At 52.9% G+C, this 22,002-nt stretch carries 23 protein-coding genes; 12 read left to right on the top strand and 11 right to left on the bottom strand.

The window, feature by feature from the left end:
• Positions 1-995 precede the first annotated feature (995 nt).
• The 8 genes from tsaD to AC0YNV_RS28220 all read right to left on the bottom strand — a co-directional run bounded on the left by tsaD (position 996) and on the right by AC0YNV_RS28220 (position 7,148).
• A complete protein-coding gene (tsaD, locus tag AC0YNV_RS28255; RefSeq protein ID WP_475771027.1) occupies positions 996-2,024 on the bottom strand; it encodes a tRNA (adenosine(37)-N6)-threonylcarbamoyltransferase complex transferase subunit TsaD in 1,029 nt (342 codons plus the stop codon).
• Positions 2,021-2,500, bottom strand: a complete 480-nt coding sequence (gene rimI / locus AC0YNV_RS28250; protein WP_475771026.1) for a ribosomal protein S18-alanine N-acetyltransferase — start codon at positions 2,498-2,500, stop codon at positions 2,021-2,023. The genes tsaD and rimI overlap by 4 nt, the downstream gene beginning before the upstream one ends.
• The gene (gene tsaB, locus AC0YNV_RS28245) at positions 2,500-3,333 is read right to left on the bottom strand and encodes a tRNA (adenosine(37)-N6)-threonylcarbamoyltransferase complex dimerization subunit type 1 TsaB (RefSeq protein ID WP_475771025.1); all 834 of its coding nucleotides are present in this window, start codon (positions 3,331-3,333) and stop codon (positions 2,500-2,502) included. The genes rimI and tsaB overlap by 1 nt, the downstream gene beginning before the upstream one ends.
• Complete coding sequence (gene tsaE / locus AC0YNV_RS28240; protein ID WP_475771024.1) at positions 3,330-3,824, bottom strand: tRNA (adenosine(37)-N6)-threonylcarbamoyltransferase complex ATPase subunit type 1 TsaE; 495 nt, start codon at positions 3,822-3,824, stop codon at positions 3,330-3,332. The genes tsaB and tsaE overlap by 4 nt, the downstream gene beginning before the upstream one ends.
• A gap of 338 nt (positions 3,825-4,162) precedes the next feature.
• Positions 4,163-5,197, bottom strand: a complete 1,035-nt coding sequence (gene thiL / locus AC0YNV_RS28235; RefSeq protein ID WP_475771023.1) for a thiamine-phosphate kinase — start codon at positions 5,195-5,197, stop codon at positions 4,163-4,165.
• Positions 5,198-5,598: 401 nt separating this feature from the next.
• Positions 5,599-6,465 carry a YitT family protein gene (locus AC0YNV_RS28230; RefSeq protein WP_210045177.1) on the bottom strand — a complete coding sequence of 289 codons (867 nt, stop codon included), beginning with the start codon at positions 6,463-6,465 and terminating at the stop codon, positions 5,599-5,601.
• 230 nt (positions 6,466-6,695) lie between these two features.
• Positions 6,696-6,851, bottom strand: a complete 156-nt coding sequence (locus AC0YNV_RS28225; RefSeq protein ID WP_210045178.1) for a hypothetical protein — start codon at positions 6,849-6,851, stop codon at positions 6,696-6,698.
• A 108-nt stretch (positions 6,852-6,959) separates the two neighbouring features.
• On the bottom strand, positions 6,960-7,148 hold the full coding sequence (locus tag AC0YNV_RS28220; protein WP_475771022.1) for a hypothetical protein: 189 nt from the start codon (positions 7,146-7,148) through the stop codon (positions 6,960-6,962).
• Between the two features lie 175 nt (positions 7,149-7,323).
• On the opposite strand from AC0YNV_RS28220, the gene ku reads away from it, so the two are divergent.
• Genes ku through ligD form a run of 3 tightly spaced genes read left to right on the top strand, consistent with a single transcriptional unit; the run spans position 7,324 to position 10,260 of the window.
• A complete protein-coding gene (gene ku / locus AC0YNV_RS28215) occupies positions 7,324-8,262 on the top strand; it encodes a non-homologous end joining protein Ku (protein WP_475771021.1) in 939 nt (312 codons plus the stop codon).
• A 43-nt stretch (positions 8,263-8,305) separates the two neighbouring features.
• Positions 8,306-9,364: an ATP-dependent DNA ligase gene (locus tag AC0YNV_RS28210; RefSeq protein WP_475771020.1), complete on the top strand. Its 1,059-nt coding sequence runs from the start codon at positions 8,306-8,308 to the stop codon at positions 9,362-9,364.
• Positions 9,361-10,260: a non-homologous end-joining DNA ligase gene (gene ligD / locus AC0YNV_RS28205; RefSeq protein ID WP_475771019.1), complete on the top strand. Its 900-nt coding sequence runs from the start codon at positions 9,361-9,363 to the stop codon at positions 10,258-10,260. The genes AC0YNV_RS28210 and ligD overlap by 4 nt, the downstream gene beginning before the upstream one ends.
• An 85-nt stretch (positions 10,261-10,345) precedes the next feature.
• Here ligD and AC0YNV_RS28200 read toward each other — a convergent pair whose 3' ends face one another.
• The gene (locus tag AC0YNV_RS28200; RefSeq protein WP_475771018.1) at positions 10,346-10,882 is read right to left on the bottom strand and encodes a hypothetical protein; all 537 of its coding nucleotides are present in this window, start codon (positions 10,880-10,882) and stop codon (positions 10,346-10,348) included.
• A gap of 274 nt (positions 10,883-11,156) precedes the next feature.
• Between AC0YNV_RS28200 and AC0YNV_RS28195 the strand changes: the two genes are divergently transcribed.
• From AC0YNV_RS28195 to AC0YNV_RS28180, 4 genes are all read left to right on the top strand, one after another.
• Entirely contained in the window at positions 11,157-11,489 is a 333-nt protein-coding gene (locus AC0YNV_RS28195; RefSeq protein WP_210045184.1) for an STAS domain-containing protein, read from the top strand.
• 30 nt (positions 11,490-11,519) lie between these two features.
• Positions 11,520-11,999, top strand: a complete 480-nt coding sequence (gene rsbW, locus AC0YNV_RS28190; protein ID WP_210045185.1) for an anti-sigma B factor RsbW — start codon at positions 11,520-11,522, stop codon at positions 11,997-11,999.
• Positions 11,996-12,778, top strand: coding sequence for a sigma-70 family RNA polymerase sigma factor (locus AC0YNV_RS28185; RefSeq protein ID WP_475771017.1), 783 nt, complete (start codon positions 11,996-11,998; stop codon positions 12,776-12,778). The genes rsbW and AC0YNV_RS28185 overlap by 4 nt, the downstream gene beginning before the upstream one ends.
• 190 nt (positions 12,779-12,968) lie before the next feature.
• Complete coding sequence (locus AC0YNV_RS28180) at positions 12,969-14,171, top strand: magnesium transporter CorA family protein (protein ID WP_475771016.1); 1,203 nt, start codon at positions 12,969-12,971, stop codon at positions 14,169-14,171.
• A 99-nt stretch (positions 14,172-14,270) separates the two neighbouring features.
• Here AC0YNV_RS28180 and AC0YNV_RS28175 read toward each other — a convergent pair whose 3' ends face one another.
• Together AC0YNV_RS28175 and AC0YNV_RS28170 are read right to left on the bottom strand one after the other, a co-directional pair.
• On the bottom strand, positions 14,271-15,434 hold the full coding sequence (locus tag AC0YNV_RS28175; protein ID WP_475771015.1) for a PP2C family protein-serine/threonine phosphatase: 1,164 nt from the start codon (positions 15,432-15,434) through the stop codon (positions 14,271-14,273).
• Between the two features lie 93 nt (positions 15,435-15,527).
• Positions 15,528-16,145, bottom strand: a complete 618-nt coding sequence (locus AC0YNV_RS28170) for a DUF948 domain-containing protein (RefSeq protein ID WP_210045189.1) — start codon at positions 16,143-16,145, stop codon at positions 15,528-15,530.
• Positions 16,146-16,444: 299 nt separating this feature from the next.
• On the opposite strand from AC0YNV_RS28170, the gene AC0YNV_RS28165 reads away from it, so the two are divergent.
• From AC0YNV_RS28165 to AC0YNV_RS28145, 5 genes are all read left to right on the top strand, one after another.
• Positions 16,445-16,612 (top strand): DUF1328 domain-containing protein, encoded by a 168-nt coding sequence (locus tag AC0YNV_RS28165; protein ID WP_210045190.1) that lies wholly within the window; start codon positions 16,445-16,447, stop codon positions 16,610-16,612.
• 228 nt (positions 16,613-16,840) lie between these two features.
• Positions 16,841-17,632, top strand: a complete 792-nt coding sequence (locus AC0YNV_RS28160) for a lipase family protein (RefSeq protein ID WP_475771014.1) — start codon at positions 16,841-16,843, stop codon at positions 17,630-17,632.
• A gap of 352 nt (positions 17,633-17,984) precedes the next feature.
• Entirely contained in the window at positions 17,985-19,289 is a 1,305-nt protein-coding gene (locus AC0YNV_RS28155; RefSeq protein ID WP_475771013.1) for a sugar phosphate nucleotidyltransferase, read from the top strand.
• Positions 19,290-19,384: 95 nt separating this feature from the next.
• A complete protein-coding gene (locus AC0YNV_RS28150; RefSeq protein ID WP_475771012.1) occupies positions 19,385-19,612 on the top strand; it encodes a hypothetical protein in 228 nt (75 codons plus the stop codon).
• Positions 19,609-21,963, top strand: a complete 2,355-nt coding sequence (locus AC0YNV_RS28145; RefSeq protein ID WP_475771011.1) for a glycosyltransferase family 2 protein — start codon at positions 19,609-19,611, stop codon at positions 21,961-21,963. The genes AC0YNV_RS28150 and AC0YNV_RS28145 overlap by 4 nt, the downstream gene beginning before the upstream one ends.
• The last annotated feature ends 39 nt before the right edge of the window (positions 21,964-22,002 follow it).

Below are 22,002 nucleotides of genomic sequence, written 5' to 3'. Positions count from 1 at the left end.
TGCCGCGGTACCACTCCAGTTGTCCGGACCTTGGTCCGAACCCGCTTATGCAACCTTCAAGGAAGAAATCGGCTTCGCCGTTTTTTCAGTCGGCAAAGCTGGCTTCTTCCCTCAATGAGAAAACATCCATCATGCAGTCAGCAGCTGAATATAGCAGCAGACTGTACGTGATTGCTCTCCTAAAGGTTGCACCCGATGACAGGGGTCAGCTGTGCCGGCGTACGATACTTGGCTCCTGCGCCTGACCGTAATAGTCAAGCGTGAGCTCCATTATTTTCCGCCGGTCCGCTTCCAGGCGAGTTCGGATATCCATCGGCTGCCTCGCACCAATCAAGCAGCTCTCTGCCGTCGCCTCCAGCCGCACCCGTTAAGACGAGTGCATGACTTGGGGCAACGTGTTCCCGGATACTGATTCCTACTACTCCTGTTCATTGCGTTTGTGTTATGTCGGTTATGTTATTCTCATCGATTGATTGGATTTCAAGGGACAGGTTCCTAAGTACGTTGCTTATTGCTTGGGATGGACTTACTTCACATCTCAACCGCGCACATACCGCTAAACAACAGAAAAAGCCTGCCGTCTCTATTGCAAGAGACGACAGGCTGTTATGAACAGTCCGCGCGGTACCACCCTTGTTGACGCCCTCGTCTCCCAAAAGGAAATTGCCGGAACGCCCACTTATGCACGTCCCCCGACTCTAGAAATCGAAGGCCGTACACCCGATTACGGGGGTTAGCCGTTACAACGTACGCCCTCGGCAGGTCAGCCTTGGCCTTCGGCCGTAACCACCCTGAGGTTTCCGATGCTCCGCTCCCAGGCGAGTTTCTGGCCTGCCTTCGACTGCGTTACACCAAATCCGCAGCTCTCTAAACCCGGCATTGCCTTACTGCTCCTGTTCTTCGCGTTTAAGAAGTATGACTGCCTGCACGGCAGTGTGAAGTATTGCTGCTTATTATAATTCCCTTGGAATCGTCTGTCAATTCCAAATTAATAATTAATGGCGAACTGACCAATTTTCCAGTGAAAGACCCGGCTCTGCCTTCATGTCAAGCGGAGTGAATTCGCCGCTTTTCCATTTGAGATGAGCCGCAGCGCCTATCATGGCGGCATTATCCGTACATAGCGCAAGCGGCGGTATGAGCAGCGGGACTCCCTCTGCCTCGCAGCGGGCTGTAAGAGCCGCCCGCAGGCCTTTATTAGCCGCAACGCCGCCGCATAACAAGAGCTGTCTGGCACCCTGCTCACGAACGGCGCGGAGCGCTTTTTCCACCAGCACATGAATGACCGAGGACTGGAAGCCTCTCGCCAATGCTCCGCGGTTCAGCACCTCGCCCTTCATTTTGGTTTGGTTGATCACGGCAAGCACCGCCGACTTCAACCCGCTGAAGCTGAAATCATAGGAATCCGGCTCCAGCCAGGAGCGGGGCAGATCGATTTCCTCCTCCGCTTCAAGCGCCAGGCGGTCGATATGGGGGCCGCCCGGATAAGGAAACTGGAGCGCGCGCGCGACTTTGTCATAGGCTTCTCCTACGGCATCATCCCGCGTCTGGCCGATAATGCGAAACTCCCCCTCGCGCTCCAGCACGACCAGCTCCGTGTGCCCGCCGGAGACTACAAGCGCAACCGACGGATACACGATATCATGCACCAACTGGTTGGCATAGATATGGCCCGCGATATGATGGGTGGCAATGAGCGGCAAATCCAGAGCCATGGACAGACTTTTGGCCGCCACGATGCCGACCAGGAGCGCCCCGACAAGCCCTGGCCCCTGCGTGACTGCAATGGCCGATATATCCCGGAACGTCGCACCCGCTTCGGAGAGCGCCTGTTCCATAATCAGCGTGATGGATTCCACATGCTGGCGCGAAGCGATTTCCGGAACGACGCCGCCAAACTGCTCATGCGTTTGAATCTGGCTTGCTATGACGCTGGATATAATTTCGCGGCCTCCGCGCACGACGGCGACCGCTGTTTCATCGCAGCTCGTCTCAATGGCAAGCAGCAATTCATTGGTTGTCATGTTTCACTTCCCTGCTTAAGCTCCGCCCACATGATGAGCGCATCTTCCATATTGTCCGAATAATAATTCGGCCGGAGGCCGGAGGGCTCGAAGCCGAGCTTGCTGTACAGCCGCTGGGCGATCTCATTGCTCACACGCACCTCCAGTGTCATCCTGTTCGTCCCGAAAAAGACTGCCGTCTTCATGATCTCCCGCAGCAGCCGCTCGCCAAGACCCAATCCGCGGTAGCCCTCACGGACAGCAATATTCGTCACATGCGCCTCATCCATAATGGTCCACATGCCGCCGTAGCCGATGATCTTCTGCTCATAGACCATGACCATGTACCGCGCAAAGTGATTGTTCGTAATCTCGTTCACAAAAGCCTCTTTCGACCATGGACAGGTGAAAGCCTCCTGCTCGATTTCAACAATATCCGGAATGTCGGAAAGCGTCATAACGCGAAAAACAAGACGATCTGCATCAATCTCCGTCATTAAGCACCAGCCCCTTTCTCCCTGGACTCCTTCAGCTTCACTTCCGCCTCTGTCAGCTGTGTATAGTTGGGCACAAAAGCGTGCACATCATCCCGCTCCCCCGCTGCAAGGCGGACAGCGCCCAGAGCTGCTACCGAAGCGCCTTCCATCGTAAAAGGATACATCCGGACTTCGCATTCAGACCCGCTCCCGGAGCAAAGCGCGCGAAGGCGCTCGCACTGCGCTTCATGCATGGTCAGATCGCCAACAAACCAGATCCGCACAGGAGCTGCTTCCTGAGGCAGGCTGCGGAGCCTCTTGTCGAGCTCCGAAACCCACTCCTCCATAAGCCGAACGCCATCCTCGGCCTGCCGGTTCCAGCTGCCGCCCGCAGAAGCTTCAAAAGCGGATGTATACACCTGCCCGCGCCTGGCATCCATGATCGGAATAAACCATTCAGGGCGATTAAGTGGAGGAGAATTATCGTCTGCGATGCGAGTATGCCATGCCCCATAGGCCAGCGCTTCCAGGCTTGAAATGCCCACAAGGGGTTTGTTCCATACCCACGCAAGCGTCTTGCCCACCGATACGGCAATACGCATTCCCGTATAGGAGCCTGGCCCCCGGCCGATTGCGATTCCGTCCAGCTCGTCCGGCTTGATGCCGGTCTCATCCAGCAGAGCCTTCAGCTGCGACACGGTTGCCAGCGAATGATTGCGTTCCGCGAGTGACTGGACCGAGGCAAGAATTTCGCCGCCTCTTGTCAGCGCCGCTGCCAGCGATGCCGTTGACGTGTCAAGGGCAAGCACCACCAGCATGTCCGCCGCACCGTTTTCCTCTATCTGTTCCTTCATGTGCCGCTTGCTCCCATCGCTTCAAGTTGCGAGCACCACCCGGCATAAGGGGCGCCAATTCCGCTCAAAGAAATCCGGCGCTTCTCTCCACCGAGATGCTCGATATACAGCTGCATCCGCTCAGGCGGAAGCAAATCCGTAATTAAGCTGGCCCATTCCACAATCGTGACGCCGTCTCCGTAAAAATAATCATCGAGCCCCAGCTCATCCGCTTCCTCCAGGGACAAGCGATAGACATCCATATGATAAAGAGGCAGCTTCGTGCCTTCATATTCTTTGATAATGGTAAACGTAGGGCTGTTCACAATCCCCTTGATGCCGATCGATTTGGCAAAAGCCTGCGAGAAGCGCGTTTTGCCCGCTCCGAGATCGCCGTCAAGCGCCAGCACCGTTCCCGGCACCGCCCAGGCAGCCAACTGCTCTGCAAGAGCAACGGTATCCTGCTCGCTTTCGGCTATCCAATCGGTTTGCTGCGTTTCACTCACACTCATTTTGATTCCACCTAAAGTTTTCTGTGAAACTTCTTGCTATACTTCCTTGGAACAGAAAACACTTCGGAAGCATAGACCTAAAGTTTTCTGTGAAACTTCTTGTTATACTTCCTTGGAACAGAAAACACTTCGGAAGCATAGACCTAAAGTTTTCTGTGAAACTTCTTGCTATACTTCCTTGGAACAGAAAACACTTCGGAAGCATAGACCTAAAGTTTTCTGTGAAACTTCTTGTTATACTTCCTTGGGGAACAGAAAACACATAGACTTAAGTTTTCTGTGAGACTTCTTTGAAATACTTCCCTGGGAAACATAGACTATATTTTTTCTTGTGATTGTCAGTCTGTAAAATGATTGTATCCCCGCTTATCGATCCGTGTCCGCTGCTTGGGATACTGGCGGTTTGGGTCAATACCAGCTTTGCCCTCTGTAATCATTTCCACACTCGATTGCCCTGCTTCCACCTCTCCGATGAGGTACAGCGGAAGCCCCGCTTCCATAAGCTCAGCTTTGGCCGCAGCCGCATCGCTTCCCGAAATGGTGCCTAAGAGCACATAATCCTCGCCGCCATTCAAGATCCACTCCAGCGGTCGTATGCCCGCACCGCTGGCATACGAGGCCATGCTGCCGCTGACTGGCAGCTGCCCTTCGCGCAGCAGGATCTTGACCCCGGAGGCCTCGGCGATTTCCCAGGCCTCGCTGGCGAGACCGTCGCTGATATCATTCAGCGACGATACCGTTCCGCGCGCGGCAAGCATCCGCGCCGCGCGCACCGAGGGCGCCGGCCGGCGGTGCGCCTGCACAAGCGCCGCCGTGCCGGCGGCCTCTGCCGCGGCCAGCGGCACGAACTGCCCGCCGCCCGCCTCGGCTGCGGCGAGCAAATAATGAAGACCGGCCGCGGCCATGCCGACCGGGCCGGTCACAAACACGGCATCGCCGGGCTGCGCCCCGGACCGGCGGATAGCCTTGCCGGCCTCGACGGTGCCCACCACCGTCACCGCCACAACAAGCTGCCCCGGCGACGAAGTCGTGTCGCCGCCAACCACCGCGACGCCGTAATGCTCGGCGCACGCGTACAGCCCATCATAGAGCCGGCGTACCCGCGCCGGCTCCCAGGCCCTTGGCGCGCTCACCGAGATGAGCGCATGCCGGGGCTCGCCGCCCATGGCCGCGATATCGCTTATATTCGCGGCCAGCGCCTTCCAGCCGACATCGGCTTCCGCCATCGTCGCCCCATTGAAATGGACGGTCTCCACCATCGTGTCGACCGCCAGCAGCCACTGCAGAGCGCCGCCTGATCCCGGCGGCGCTTCCACCACAGCAGCGTCGTCGCCAATGCCCAGGACGACGCCCTGCTCCTTCAGCCGCTCCATGGTTTGGCGGCCATCCGTCCAGTGGCGGATACTCATGAACTCATCCAGCCAGGCCGCCTCCCGTCGCTTTCCCTCATATATCGCTGCAGTCAGCCGCTGACAGCGATGTCATAACGTTTACCCGGGCTGTCCGCCCGTCAATGACCTTATTATATCGGTCCATTCTCCAGCCCGCAACAACGGCGGGGAGCTTTTATTCCAGGAGAAAACGTCTGCAGCCGCTCTTTGACGGCTTAGACAGGTTCTTTCCCCAGAAGTAGAAGCAAAGAACAGGCCGCATTTTAAACCTTCTTGACTATAACAAAAAAACAGCATCCGCCTGCCCGTTGAATCCGGACAGCAGACACTGCTGACTGTAGGTCTTCTGTTAAATTATGATCTCAAACATAATGGGGATGAGTCTAATGGATATCCCGCTTCTTGAAGCGCCCGCCCTTGACATCGTGAATGTTGCCGACAGCCAGGAAAGCCGAAGGATCAAGCTCCTGGACAATCGATTTCATCTTGGCTTCCTCGAGGCGGGTGATAACGCAGAAGATCACGCGCTTGGAGCCGCCGGTGAAGCCTCCTTCGCCATTCAGGTACGTAACTCCGCGGCCCAGACGGCTCATGATCGCTTCGCCGACTTCTTTGGCCTCTTCGCTGATAATCCAGACCGATTTGGACTCGTCGAAGCCCTCAATCGTAATATCAATCATCTTGAAGGCGATATAGTAAGCAATTAATGAGTACATCGCGCTGTCCCATGAGAATACGAAACCCGCACTGCCGAGAATAAACAGATTGAGGAACATAACCACTTCGCCAACAGAGAATGGAACCCGCTTATTAAACACAATCGCGACGATTTCCGTACCGTCGAGCGATCCCCCGAACCGGATGACGAGTCCCACGCCAATCCCGAGAATAACGCCGCCGACCACCGGCGCAAGAAATGTGCTGTAGGTTAGCGGATTGACAGGATGCAGCAGCTGCGTGCCGATAGACATGACAGCAACGCCGTACAAGGTTGACAAAGCGAAGGTCTTGCCGATTTGCTTATAGCCAAGGATAAGAAAAGGTACGTTAAGCAAGAATAGAAACAGTCCGAGCGGCAGTCCTGTCAAATGGGCAACCATGATGGATATGCCCACAATGCCCCCGTCAATAATATTGTTCGGAACCAGAAAAATTTCAAGTGCCACCGATACGAGTCCGGCACCGATCGTGATGAAGATAATCCGTATCAGAATTTCGAGCTTCGTTGACTTATAATGCTGTTTGCCCATGCCTTACCCCCTTATGATGATGTCCAACCCCATGCCCCAAGATTTAATTTGATTCTTCAAATTTCCCCTTGTTCCTTCATTATACCTGAATTTTGACCGAATTCAAAACCTTTTCGCTCATTATCGTCGTTTTTCTGCCATTATTATAATTCCGTTTCCGATTTCTATACGTTTCTGATATTAAAAAACAGCCCCGGCATAAGCCGGGGCTGCTCCTTCCGATAAAAAGCTTAAAGCTTGGGAAACACATATTGAACAAGGAAGTATAGTGCTCCAAAGAAGATAATGATGTAAGCTGCATATTTAATAAATGTAGCGGCGACAAGGCTGGAATCGGATTTCTTTTCCACATGACGCTCTTCAATATCCACGTTGCGATCCACCATTTTTATCATCTCCTGATCGTTGTCGATATGTTCTTTATACCCAGAATTGCACAGGCACCAAACACATATCCAAACGGACCGGAGATTCATATCCCGTAAAAACGTTTGTTAATCCTTGGTCTCCGGTTCCATCGTATCCGTTGTCGATTCCTCGATCTTGCCGTTATGCAGGGTAACCTGCCCTCCGCCAAGACCTTCATTGACCATCCGGTCGATATCCATAAAGTAATCTTCCCGGCCTTCGCATAATTTGTCCGTCAATGGATCCTCTTCCTGGCTATTATTGATTTTGGCCATGCCAATCCCTCTTTTCCTGCTAGAGAATAAGTGCATGATGAAAATATGCCCGGTTCGATTGTCTTTCATGCATTCGGGCAATACTGAAGTCATACGCTTTAAAAGCACATGTTTGCGGTTTGGAGCCATAAAATAAAGGCTTTAAAATTCGTCATTTTAGGGAGGTTGTCTAATCTTGCATACCGTCTGGAAAGGCGCGATCAGCTTCGGTCTGGTTCATGTTCCGGTCAAAATGTTCTCTGCCACCGAAGACAAGGATATCTCCATGCGGCTCATTCACCGCGATTGCGGCAGCACGGTGTCCTATATCCGCAAATGTCCGACCTGCGAAATTGAAGTGGACTGGAATGCCATTGTGAAGGGCTACGAATATGAGAAGGGCCGCTTTGTGTTGTTTGAGAAGGAGGAGCTTGAACAGCTAAGCGACGATGCCACCAAGACGATCCACATTCTGGATTTCGTTGCGCTGGAAGAGATCGATCCGATTTATTTTCAAAAAACCTATTACCTGTCTCCCGACCAGGCCGGAGGAAACGCCTATAATCTGCTGCTGGAAGCGATGAGGCAGTCGGGGCGGATCGGCATCGCCAACATCTCCATCCGGTCCAAAAGCTCGCTTGCCGCTATTCGCGTCATCGATGACTGTCTGGCGATGGAGACGATTTTCTATCCCGATGAAATCCGCTCGGTTTCGCAGGTGCCCGGTTTGCCCGAATCGGTCAACGTCAACGAAAAAGAGCTGACGATGGCGCGGATGCTGATCGAGCAGCTCTCCACGCCATTCGAACCGGAGAAATACACGGACGAATACCGCGCACGGTTGATGGACGCAATTCAGCATAAAATCGCCGGCGAGGAAGTGCGTGTGGCTCCTGAGCAGCAGCGGACGAACGTGATCGATCTGATGGCGGCCCTGCAGGCCAGTCTTGAAGCCGTGAAGCTGCCGCCTGACGCTCCGGGCAGCCTGGACAGCAATCCGGCATCAGGCGCGGCCAAGGCCGATGATTCCGATACCGGATCAGATGAAGCAGCCAAAGATGACAAAGCCGGGAAGACACCAAGACCGCGCAAAGCAAAAGGCAAGGACTCCTCATCGAAGGAGACTGTATCTTAGCAAAAATCAGCATTAGCTAATGAAGGAGGGGAGGAGCAGCGAAATGGATCATTCAATGGCAGACCAGCATAGGGACGAACTGAAGAGCCTGTTGAAACGTGAAAACACTGCCGGTCCTTCGCTGCCGGTTCTCCCCCAACAGCCGATGGCCCCCATTACAGAGCCCAGGCTCCCTGTTGGAGATGAGTGGCGGTACCAGTTGAAATGGGACGGCGTGCGCATGCTTGCACGTCTGAGCGACAGCCGCGGCGTTGAGCTTTTTTCCCGCAATCTGCTGAATAAAAATGCCGCATACCCGGAGATAGCCGCTTTACTGGAAGGACTAAGAGAAAAGCTCGGAAGCTGCCTTCTAGACGGGGAAGTGATTTGGTGGGACGGCGTACGCCCCCATTTTCAAAAGGTGCTGCAGAGGGAACGCAGTTCGGCCTCCGGCACGGGCGGCAAACGCTCAGCCGCCGCCGATGACACAGCAATGCCCGCCTTCGCCAAGTCCGGCGACGGGGCGCTTATTTATGTGCTGTTTGACCTGCTTGCGGACGAAAGCGGCGATCTTCGCCATTTGCCCTGCAAAGAGAGATACCTTCGGCTGCAGCGGTTATGTCATGGCCTCAATCCGGGCCTTCTCGTGGCCGATGTGTTTTCCGATGGGGATGCGCTGTGGAATTGGGTGGAGACGAACCATTGGGAGGGCGTTGTAAGCAAACGCTGGTCGAGCGCTTATGGGGAAGGCAAAAAACACAGGGACTGGCTTAAGAAGAAAACCTCCCTGCTGCTTGATGTCGATATTGTCGGTCTGAAATGGCGCAGCGGGGTCCTGGCCAGCCTGGTCATGTCACAGGAGAACACCTACATCGGTTCCGTGTCGCTTGGTTTGAATGACGCTCTGAGAAGTACCCTGGCTGCTGCCTTTCATGGAGTTCCCGCCCATTTTGCTGCATCGTCATGTCCTTTTCCCGCGATGCCGGAGGATCTCAGGCATGAGCAGGTACAGTGGCTGCCGAATCCATTCCGATGCCGCGTTACCGGTCTTGAGATCACATCGGCCGGCCAGCTCCGCCATCCCAAGCTGGTAACTTTTCTGCCGAAGGAGCCTTCAGCATGAGCCGTACAGTGAAAGGGACGATTGTCGTAGAGGGTGTTGAGCTGTCCGTCAGCAATCCCGACAAGCTGCTTTGGCCCGAGATGGGTATTACGAAGGCGGTCTATTTGCAGCGCCTGGCTGCTTTGTCTCCATGGCTGATCAAGCACTGCGCTGACCGGCATTTGACCACGATCCGGTTCCCTAACGGAGTAAGCGGAAAATCATTTTATCAGAAAAATAGTCCTACGCCTGCTCCTGACTTTGTCCGGACCCGCGAGCATGAGAACATTCAATATGTTGTGCTGGATTCATTGCCCGTACTGCTGTGGCTTGGCAATCTGGCCTGCCTGGAGTTTCATGCTTCCTTCGACCGGATCAGCAATCCCCTGCAGCCTACAGAGTGGGTGCTTGATCTGGATCCATCCCTGGAGGAAGAGCCGAGGATTATGGAGGCCGCCGCATTGACAGGGGATCTGCTGCAATCGCTTGGCATCCAATCCACGCCCAAAACTTCGGGAGCCACAGGCGTCCAAATCATTACTCCCGTTATTCCCGATTTGACCTTTGACGAGCTGCGCAAAATTGGAGAGTTTGTAGGCAGCTATCTATCCGATAAGCATCCAGGATTGTTTACGGTTGAACGGATGAAAAAAAATCGCGGCGATCTTATCTATATCGACTATCTGCAGCATTATAGGGGAAAGACCATCATTGCGCCTTATTCCCCGCGCGCAAGATTGGGGGCAACCGTTTCTACCCCTCTTCATTGGACTGAAGTGCGGCGCAACGCTTCAATTCTTGACTATAACCTGCTGAATATTGAGAGCCGATTGCGTCAGGAAGGGGATCTGCTTGATCGGGTCCCTGCTCAATCCCTGCGTCCGATCCTCAGCTTTATCGGCTCTGCCCGAAAGTAAAAAGGACGGCGCCGATGAAATTCGGCCCCCGTCCTTTTGCTTGTATTCCTATAGCCCGTCGTCCAATAACCGGATTTAATTGGGCTTACAGAATTGTTTCCGCACCTGATCTGCGGAACACGGCTTCCGCAATTCCTCCGCGGGCGAGATCCGGTCCGCCGTCGGAGGGCTTGTCTCCGTCCGTCTCGGCCGTTACGACGATAGCGCCTTCGGCAATCGCATCGCGGCATTTTTCCGCGTCGCTTCCCTCGATGCCAAGCGCGTGCAGAGCATCTTCCATATCTGTATCATTATCAAGAAAGCCGCCGCCCACCAGAATACCCGCCCCGTACGGAGCGGCTGCTCCTCCGGAATTGATTCCGACACCGCCTGCCGACCCCACTCCAGCCCCGATCACGCCGATGGCGGGAATACCAAGACCATCCTCCATATGCTCGCGCGTATCGGCAAGCTCCTGTATTTCATCCGTATGCACGTCCGTCTCCGACTCCAGCCGGCGGGAATGCTCCCGGTCCTTGGCTATCACCTTAAGCTCGGTTTTGGAAAAACCCTCCTGCTCCAAGCCCTTTACCGCATCCAGCGCCTGCTGCTGCATTTTGAAGATTCCGATTTTTATGGCCATTAATAACGCCTCCTATTATGATGTAATTCGTCAATTCCCGTTGATTCTTTCCTTAACCTGTGTTACCTGTCTTTACAGGTTTGTTTTACCCTCTTTTGGTCAAATTCAATCGGCGGCGGCAAGCAGATTTTTCCTCCTCCGCTTTTTTGTTTCAAGCGCAATGGGCAGGGGTATAAATAGAGAAGAATTAATAATGAATGAAGTTATTTAGGGGTTTGGGCCTGTGGTATGATGAAAGGACGGCAGGTTCTATTTTGGGTACAGGAGAGGTTATATGAAGCAAATCGACAAGCTGTTTTTACGTACCGAAAATAAAGAAGGCAAATGTATCGTTTATGTCGGAGGCGAGCTTGATCTCGAATCCGCTGCCCAGATGCGGGCAGCCATGTCTCCACTCGTTGAACTGTCGGATCGCGAGCTTATCCTGAATCTCAGAGAGCTTCGTTATGTGGACAGTACAGGAATCGGCATACTGGTCTCCGTCCTGAAGGCGCGCCACGCGAATAATGCGCCTTTCGCGGTGGAAGCCATACCGCCAAATATCCGCAAATTGTTTGATATGACGGGAATAACACCTTTTCTCCTTAAACAGACCGGGCAAGCATGATTGTTATTAGGAAAGGAACGAGAACACGCCATGAAAGCGAATGAAGAGATTGTAACTTTACAAGTGCCGGCTTCTGCGGAATACATTGACCTGGTCCGTTTGACTCTATACGGTCTTGCGGTCAAGATCGGATTTTCCTACGAGGAAATCGAAGATATGAAGGTTGCCGTTTCGGAAGCCTGCAACAATGCCGTGCTGTATGCCTACGGCGATTTGCCTCATGGCTCTACTTCCCTGCCACAAAACGGAGGCCCTCATATAGAGGTCCGTTTTGTAAAGAAGCCTGATGCTCTTTCCATCATTGTCAAGGATGACGGACGCAGCTTTGACGCCGCTTCCGCAGCCAGACGGGCTGAGCCCATGCACGGAAAATCGGTTGAAGAGCTGCAGGCTGGAGGATTGGGGCTTTATCTGATGCAGGCCCTTATGGATCAGGTAGAAGTAAATAGTGAAACCGGAACCGAAGTGGTTCTGACGAAACGACTTGTTAAAAGTGGTGAAATGGTATGAATCTGCAACCGGCCAAGCAGCCACAGTTATCCAATGCGGAACTCATTCTGAGCTACCAGGATAACCCGGACAATGAGACGGCAACGACGCTTATTGTCCAATATGAGCCGATGGTTCGAATGGCGGCCGGTAAGATTTCGCGTAATCGGCCCGATTTGTATGAAGATTTGATGCAAGTAGGGCAAATCGCTTTGCTTCGTTTATTCAAGCAATTTGATGTGTCACTTGGCGTTCAATTCGAGCCTTATGCGATGAAGAGCATCATCGGCCATATGAAGAACTATTTGCGTGATAAATCCTGGTATGTGCAGGTCCCCCGCAGAATCAAGGAAAAAGGAATCGCGGTTCAGCAGGCAGTCGATAATCTCACCGTGTCGCTGGAACGCTCGCCACGCATCGAGGAAATCGCCCAATATATGGAGCTTTCCGTCGAGGAAACGACCGAAATTCTGGCCGGACGGGAATTGTATCACTATGTTTCACTGGATACTCCGATTTCGGAGGAAGAGAATACAACGACGCTGGGAGATTTGATCGGGTCGCCTGCGGATGACTTCGATTCCGTTGACAAGAAGCTGGATCTTCAGTCAGCGATGTCCCGGCTGAAGCCTCAGGAGCAGCAGGTGCTGCTGCTTGTCTATCAGGAAGGGCTGCCGCAGCGGAACATCGCGGATAAGCTTGGGGTTTCACAGATGAGCATTTCACGTATTCAACGGCGCGCCATCGAGAAGCTCAAACAATATCTCAATGAGAATGACTCGGATCAGACAGATGAATAGATTTCTTCCGAAAATAAAACAATGATGCCGCCGCAACCGGGTAATCCGCGCGGCGGCATTTTATTGGCTTTTTAGCCTTTTTCCAGCATTGTCCGGTTACTATCTTATCCTTCCGCAGTTGTGCATGCAGCTCGTTCACGTTATGATGGTAACAATAAAATGCATGAACGGATCAGCAGGAGGCTCGTATATGATGATGCATCGGATGCTCCAGTTTCCAGCCAATTGGGAATGGCACGTGCTTCACAAACAGCGACCGGACGGAGCGGCCGGTCTCGGCCGAAGAGGCAGCAAGTCCCCCTCCCATCACAGAACGAATTCCGAGCCGCAAGCAGATGGCAGCAGCTCCATTTCCATAGAAAATTCCTTTTTCAGCAATCAGAATTCAAATGCCCAGGAGGATGAACAACTCCTTAGGGAATTCAAGCAGGCTCATCCCGAGATGGGGAATTGGGTCAATGAGACATTGCAGCGTTCCGATCATAACCATGTGATGGTTTCTGAACTCGAGGATGGCAGGCCGATTCTCTGCGGGACTTTGATGTTTCAGATTACAGAGGATTATGAAGATATTAAGCCTCTTCACTTCTGGATGACGAATCAGAAGCTGGTTACCCTGCACGGCGATTACCGCTTGGCCATCCGGATGCAGCTGGAGCCGTGGTCGGAGAAGCTTGAACGCTGCCAATCCGCCCCCGAAGCCTTCTTCGTGATGCTTACATATATTGGCGAGATCCTTCACAGGGGACTCGATACCTTCGAAACCCGTTTGGGGGAGCTCGAGCAGACGATGCGCCACAACAACCGGACAGGACTGATGAATTCAATCTTTGAGCGGCGCTTTGATCTCCTCCACTGGAGCCATTTATTCATCCCGATTGAAGAAATTTATGGCGCTGCCAAAGAGGCTTTCCTCGATGAGGTCATGGAGAAGGAAGAATTCAAGCGTTTTGAATTCAAGGTGCTGCGGATTCGCCAGCTGCTTGAGCATTACGCCGTTGAAATCGACACGCTGCTCATGATGGATGATTCTATCTCGACCTTCCGCGGCAATGATATTATGAAAACCTTGACGATCTTTACCACGCTGTTCGCCCCTGCCACTGTAATCGGGGCGATCTGGGGGATGAATTTCGATATCATACCCTACGCCCATCATACCTGGGGATTCATTGGAGCCAGCCTCCTGATTGCCATTATGACTCTGCTGGTTTACTGGTGGCTGTGGCATAAGGGCTGGACCGGCGATCTTCTGTATGCCCGCAAGCCCAGGCAGATTATCAAATCCTCCGGCGGAACCTTGACGGAAACGAGAAGCGGGAGCCAGGGAGGAACAGAAACGCTGCGGCGCAGTTCAACACCTTCCAGATCCTCCCATCGGACAAAGAATTAAGATCCTTGTGTATATCCTATAGGCAAAACAAACAAACCCGGTTACGCTAACCGGGTTTGTTTGTTCACTCCTGATGATTATAGGATTGGCGGAAACCTCTTATTTGATATCAACCAGAACAAGGCAGCGGTCATCGGACCGGTTGAAGTCATTATCCCGCTGGAAGAGAATCTCTTCCACTTTCTCCAACGGCACCGTACTTCCGAAGGGTTGGAGAGCCTCCTTCAGACGTCCCATCTGGTCGTCATCTTCCTCTCCGACCAGATCCAGCATGCCGTCGGTATACAAAATCATCCGGTCACCCGCCGTGATGTCCAGAACATGCTTCGTAACCTCAATTTCATCGAATAATCCGATTGCCAGACCTCCCTGCCGGAAGGCTTCGACCTGTCCGCCGCCGCGAACGATCATACCCGGCGGATGGCCGGCGTTCACATATTCAATGGTTCCCTTCTCCAAATCAACCAGCGCGTACAGCGCGGTAAAATAATACTGGATCAGCTGGTCGGCAAACTGTAGCTGCTGCGACCGCCGGTTCAGCTCCTGAATGACTTGCTCCGGCTCTACGAGCTTCGTCATCGCCTCCTGCATGACGGAAGCAATGAACATGCATACAAGGGATGAGGAAATGCCGTGACCCATGGCGTCGATGACAACGATGCCATACCTTTTGTCATCAATCCGGTTCCATGCATACAAATCGCCGGAAAGCTCCTCGGAAGGCCTGAAAATGGCGTTGATGGCAATGCGGTCATCCTCTACCCGCTGGGGCAGCGCAGCGCTCTGAACCTCTCTCGCCAGCTGCAACTCTTCCCTGACTCTGCGATCGCGCTCTTTATGCCAATCCTTCTGCTCCTTGAGCCTGAGCGCTACCCGGATACGGGCGAGCAGTTCAATCCTGTTGATTGGTTTGGTGACATAATCAATGGCTCCGGCATCAAGCGCCTCCGCCAGTTTCTTGGAATCGCCGATCGCCGTTACCATAATAATCGGAATATCCCGAAGCCGCGGTGACTGTGATATGGCATGGCAGGCGGTGATTCCATCCACCCCCGGCATCATCATATCCAGAAGAATCAGATCGATTCCGTTATCGTCGGCAGCGGAATCCTCCGGCTCCTGGCCCTGCGCGTTCAATCCCAATAAGCCAAATAACTCTGTTCCGGAAGCCGCCGCCCAAACATTGGTGTAGCCGGCACGCTTGAGAATTTCCTGTACAACCGTAATATTCATCGGATTATCGTCAACGACAACAATTCGCATCTTCCATCTCCTAGCCGAACGTTCATCTTTGTTCCGTTCATTATCCTACTTACGTCCTTGTCTTATCATAACCTCTCGAGCCTGCTTCCGCCACTAACGCCTGGCAATCAGTTTGGCTACGTGAACTCCCGTTTCCATCCATGCCAGCCAGGCCGGTGTGGATTGCGGCTCAGCGGTTGTGTGGAGATAACCGCTCTTATCCAGCGGAGCCTCCTCCATCCAATTCGTTGATGCTCCTTCTGCTGTCACGGCAGTCTGCATGCCTGCTGTCTCCCCGCCTGTAAGCCCGGCGCCGGTATTTACGGCACTATATGCCGCATTGCGTTTGGCCTCTGCATCCCGGGCCGCCTTGGCGGCATCCTTCACAGCAGCGGCCTCCGCCCGTCTGCGCAGCTTTGCAGACCAGAGGGAAGAGAAGTTGTGGGCGACGCCCGCCACTTCATGAAGCGCCTCTCCCGTCTCGCGGACAGTAGCCATCAGCGGCTCAATGGAGCCGATCTGCTCATCCACGCGGTCTGTCAGCTTCCGTGCGCTGCCGACAAGCTCTCCGATGTCATCCTTCCATCCATGAACCGCCAGCTGGACCTCCTGCAGCGTTTTGCCTGCCGCATCGAGGGAGGTCTGGACCTTCTTGAGGGTCTGGACCAGAAAGATAGCCAAAACAGCTACAGACAACCCTATTAAAATCATCGCAATATCAGTTCCGCTCATACACTTATTCCTCCTAATTGTTTACGAAAGTCATCCGTGCTTTTTGCAAGCCGATCCGGTTTTCTGCATCTTTAGCTATGGGGGGATCTGCGGCGCAGCATGCAACCGCTTGTTACATTCGTTTACCCCCGCCTATCCAGTTTGAATCTTATGTTTCAACCACACACAAGGCGGTTAAAGTCCGATCAGACATGGACGAGCAAGGGTCCTGCCGGCAGCAGAATGGACAAGCAGCCCCTTGGCTCCCATGGAACCTGCTCAATGAGTGCGATCATAATAGGAAAGGATTGGTGTTTCATATGTTGCGATATGCAGCCATCTTCTTCATTGTTGCGATAATAGCGGCTATCTTCGGATTTGGGGGAATTGTTGAATCCGCAGCTGGAATCGCTAAGGTCCTGTTCTTTATTTTCATCGTCCTGTTCGTCATCTCCCTCATCACGGGAAGAAGAAACACATCTGTCTGATTCGCTGAATGATTATCGGCCAAAGTCTTATATTTGAACAGAGATCTCTTCTTGTGTTCATGGAAGCTCCATCAACCATGGCACCAAGGAGAGATCTCTTTTTGTCCAATTAATAAGAAAGGATATCTTCCCGGCTTCTCCTTTTCCTCCACTGCCTGCTTTCATCTGCATCCGCATAAACCTATCGGCCTGTATGGGCATACACTACGGTAGGGAGAGTGAAAGGCAATGGACTATAACGGAGAGATGAATCTTCACACCGCTATCTTTCTGGCAGCCGTCTGCGGACAGACCTATATGCAGTATGAGAATCCTCAGGAGCTGTTTCTGGTTCCCGCCACCTACCGTGTGGTGGGCTCCTTCAATGCCGCTGTATTCAGCGATATCGGGGAGCCGTTCGGGTTTCTTATTGAATCCGATCATGCCGCTGTGCTCGCTTTCCGCGGCACCAGCTCCGCAACGGACTGGGTAACCGATTTGATTGCGCAGCAGACGGTGTTCAAGCCCGTCAATGAAGAGTGTCTCACCCACAAAGGATTTACGGACGTTTATATGTCCGCCAGAGATCAAATTTTCAGCCTGCTTGATCGTCTTCAGGACAGTAAACCGCTTTTCATAACGGGACACAGCCTTGGAGGAGCGCTCGCCACCTTGGCAGCTCTGGACATCGTCACCAACCGTTCCCATAATCAGCTGGTTGTATATACCTTCGGAGCTCCGCGCGTCGGTTCGCCTTCATTCGCCGTCTACTACAACAAGCACGTCCCCATAAACATCCGCATCCAAAATGTATTTGATATTGTCCCGCATCTCCCCCCGCTCATTTATCAGCCTCCCAAATCAGAAAATATCTATTACTATCTTCATGTGAAAGGTGAGTCCAGACGCAGCTTCCGTAACGGTTCCGTGAGCGGCAACCATATTTTAAGCAGTTATTTTGCCAATCTGGCCGTTGAGGATCCCGTGTTTGCCTCTTCCCTGTGCAGCGCTCCTCCTGGCTGGTGCCCTGTATTTATTTGAATAAGCTTCTGACAAATCGCCATTGCGAATATTTACCATTAAATTACACTATTGATTATTTCAATCGCTTCTTTTTTTAATTAGAAAAATGAGATACAATTAACCTGTTGCTGTCAGAATAAAGCATATTTTATCGATTTTCAGCTCCAGAATTAGGAAATAAGAACTACTTATAATAGTATCCCTCCATCCTTTCTAATCCCATACTTGCAGCTGAAATAATTTTAATTTACGAATTATGCAATGATTTCAATCTATACTACGCCTATTAATTCCATTTAATATTTTAATAATGCTATATTTCTATTTTATTTATTATAATTACTATTATTTCCAGTGCGATGGAGGCAACATGAAAATTATTTTACTTTCCGGCGGCTCCGGAAAAAGACTATGGCCTCTTTCATCCGAGAGCAGATCCAAGCAATTTTTACAGCTCCTTCAGGACCAGGATGGGCAGCAAATCTCCATGGTCCAGCATACGATGAACCACCTCAAGCAGCTCGGACTCGACCATGAGGTCGTTGTCGCAGCATCCGCCCGGCAAGTGGAGCTTCTGCACAAGCAGCTCGGGACACATATTAAATCCACTGTTGAACCGGAAAGAAAAGATACATATCCTGCCATTTTGCTCAGCTGCGCTTATCTGGCCACAGAAATGAAAACATCCCCGGATGAGACGGTTATCGTCCTCCCCGTTGATCATCATACGGAACTGACTTTTTATCAGAAGCTGTTTGAGCTGGATAAGCTGATTCAATCGGAATCTGCCCGGCTGGGCTTGATCGGCATTCGTCCGTCCACTCCCTCCGGCAAGTTCGGCTACATCTTGCCGGAGGAACAGACAGGGGAGCCGGGAGAACCTGTTGCCATCCGGGAATTCATCGAAAAGCCTGAAGAGGCTCATGCCCTTGCATTGATCAACCAGGGCGCCCTGTGGAACTGCGGCGTATTCGCATTCAGGCTGTCCTCCATGATCAAGGAAATCAGCAAACGCGGCCTTCCAACGGATTATGACGAGCTGCGCGGGCAGTATGCTCTTCTTCCCGCCATCAGCTTCGATTATGAAGTTGTGGAGCGCGAGACGAGCCTCTCCGCTCTCGTATACGATGGCATCTGGTCGGATATGGGGACCTGGGATGCGCTGTCCCATTCGATGGATAATGCGATTTATGGAGCAGGCTTGCTGGATCACAACTGCATGAATACGAATGTGATCAACGAGCTGCCTGTTCCGGTGCTGGTTACCGGAGTGAATGATGCTGTTGTCGTTGCGGGCCACGATGGCATTCTAGTGGCAGGCAAACATGCCTCCGGCGGGCTCAAGCCGCTTCTCGAGCTTATGCAGGGACAAGCCCGGGATGCCGGCGGAGATACCAGCTATGGCTGGACCCGGACAGTGGATATGATCGTTGCCGATGGGCACATCGCCGCGCGGACACAACGCCTTCATGTTATATCAGGCGGACAGATAGACTGTACAGCGCGGGAGACGGCAGCCATCACATGGGTACTGCTGACAGGCAATGGCTCTTATCTTTATTCCGGGGAAAACCGGGCTCTTTCGGAAGGACAGAATGTCCAGCCGCTGCCGGGCGGTGTCTTCCAGGCTGACACCAGCTGTGATCTGCTCGAAATCAGGGTGACCCCGGTCTGATGCCGGACTTGCCGCTGTTATCTTTCCGGGAATCAAATGATTTGTATACAATGCTCTGTTATGCCTCATGCGAGGAAGAGCTTTAGGAGGTTCAAATGAAATACCGCCGGTCCCTGTTTGGCTATCGTCCTGAAGATGTCCAGCGTCAGCTGGAACTATATAGGCTTGAACAGGAAATTACGCAAGATCTGCATGAAAAAGAGCGGATTGATTACGAGATTCTTTTTGCAGCGAAGAAAGTTGAGGTGAAACGGCTGCGGGCCGGGCTGGCGGATGCGCTCGCCCTGGAACGTCAGCTGATCGAAGGGAATGAGCCGCTATGATACGGCTGAGGACTCAGTGGACAGGCGTTAACAGAAGCTTCGCCAAGCATATTCTTGCACGTGAAAAGGCAGCCATGGATGAGAAGAAGCTGCTGCTGTCCAGTCAGCGCGAAGCACAGGCATTGGCTGTCAGGCGGCTTGAACTGGAAGCCGATGAGCTGGCCAAACGGCTGGAGCTGACCCATGCCCGCATTGAGGATTTGAGAGCTGTTCAAGCTGCAGGGCAGTCCCGTCCGTCTGCAGAAGAGGATGCTTACTCGCAGCAGGCGGCATCATCGGACAAGCCGGCGGCAGTGCTTCGCATGGGCGATCAGCTTGTCCGCGACGGGCTGATCAGCGCAGCCCAGCTCCAGGCGGCCATGGCCTCGCAGAGCAGTCATGGCGGACGGCTTGGCGATATACTCATAGATATGGGATTCATTGCTGAAGCACAGCTTCAGCAGACCTTCCACGAGCAGCCGCGCAAAGGCAAGCTCGGGGACCTGCTGATCGAGGCGGGTCTTGTTACGCCTGAAAATCTCGAGAAAGCGCTGGCCTTCCAGATCAAAAGCGGAGGACTGCTGGGTGACATTCTGCTTTCGCTTCAGCTGATCGAGCCGGAGACGCTCTACAGGGCGATCGCCACGCAAAATAATATCGGCCGGATCGGCAGCGAGCTCAGCATCAACACGCCCGTACGTTTATCGGAGGCGCTTGCCCGAAGCTATGAGGTCATCGTCATTCACCAATATATGAACCGGTTCCTCGTTGCGGTCAGCGGGCCGTTGACTGCGGATCAGAGTGCCGAGGTACAGCGGCTGCTTGGCCTGCCGATCGAGCAGGTCTTGGCCACCAAGGATGAGATGGAACGCTTCTGGCTGCAGGTCTACGGCTCCGAGATGCTTCACGAGAGTACCTCGAAGCTTGCCGATGAACAGCCGCATAATTCGGCGATTACCACATTTACAAGGACGCAGATCGGCGGCTTTATTGTCATTGGCCTGATTGCCGTCATCGGTCTGCTCGTCCGTTTCTGGGCAACGCTGCTCACGCTGAATCTGATCGTCCAGCTCTTTTATTTTGTGATGTCCATCTTCAAATTCACGGTTATTATGTACGGTTCCCGCCGCGGCTCCCAGTTCCGCTTCACGCCCGAGGATATTGCGGCCATCGATGAGCGGGAGCTGCCGGTCTATACGATTCTGGTTCCCATGTACAGGGAAGCCCGGGTATTACCGCATCTGCTGCATAATCTGGAGCAGCTTGATTATCCGAAAGCCAAGCTCGATGTGCGCCTCCTGATCGAGGAAGATGATGATGAGATGCGCACGATTCTGCAGGAGATGAAGCTGCCAGCCTATTATACGGTATTGGTCGTGCCTGACGGCTTGCCCAAAACCAAGCCGAAGGCGTGCAACTATGGACTCATTCGCGCCCGCGGCGAATATGTCGTTATTTTCGATGCCGAGGACCAGCCGGATCCCGATCAGCTGAAGAAGGTTTTTCTGACCTTCAAGCAATGCCCGGACAATTATGCCTGCATTCAAGCCAAGCTGAACTATTTCAACAGTGACCAGAATCTGCTGACACGCTGGTTCACGCAGGAATACAGCATGTGGTTCGAGCTGCTGCTTCCCGGCATCATGCAGCTGGATGTGCCGATTCCGCTCGGCGGAACATCCAATCATTTCAAGATGTCCGTACTGAAGGAACTGGGTGCCTGGGACCCGTTCAATGTAACGGAGGATGCCGATCTTGGCATCCGATTGTACAAGCATGGCTACAAAACCGCTATCGTGGATTCACGGACCTGGGAGGAAGCAAACAGCAGAACAGGCGGCTGGATTCGTCAACGATCCCGATGGATCAAAGGTTATATGCAGACCTGGCTTGTGCATATGCGCAATCCGGTCAAGCTTTTTCGCGAGATCGGCTTTAAAGGGTTCATCGGCTTCCAGGTGATGATACTGGCTACGCCGCTGCTGCCGCTCCTGAATCCGATATTCTGGATAATGCTCATACTCTGGTTTGGCTGGGAGCTTTCGGTCATTGGCGATTTTTTCCCAGGCTTCATCTACTATCTGGCCAGCATCGAATTTTATATCGGCAACTTCCTGTTTATCTTCAGCAATGTGGCCGGCGTGTACTGGGTCATCCATGAGCTGGAGAGCAACGAAGAGCGGATCTTCTCGTACAAGCTTGTTCGGTACGCTCTGCTGACACCGGTTTACTGGGTGCTCATGAGTATCGCTGCGCTCAAGGCAGCCTGGCAGCTGGTAACCAACCCTTTTTACTGGGAAAAGACAGAGCACGGGCTGACCGGGTCCCCCGCTCCCTCCAAAACAGGCAAGTCTTTGGATTCGGCGGGCTAGATGCCATTCTTTATGATTTGCAAAACTACCAGCCGCCTG

The sequence above is a fragment of the Paenibacillus sp. JT31N11 genome (assembly GCF_056269285.1).
This window is presented reverse-complemented; position numbering and strand designations above follow the sequence as displayed.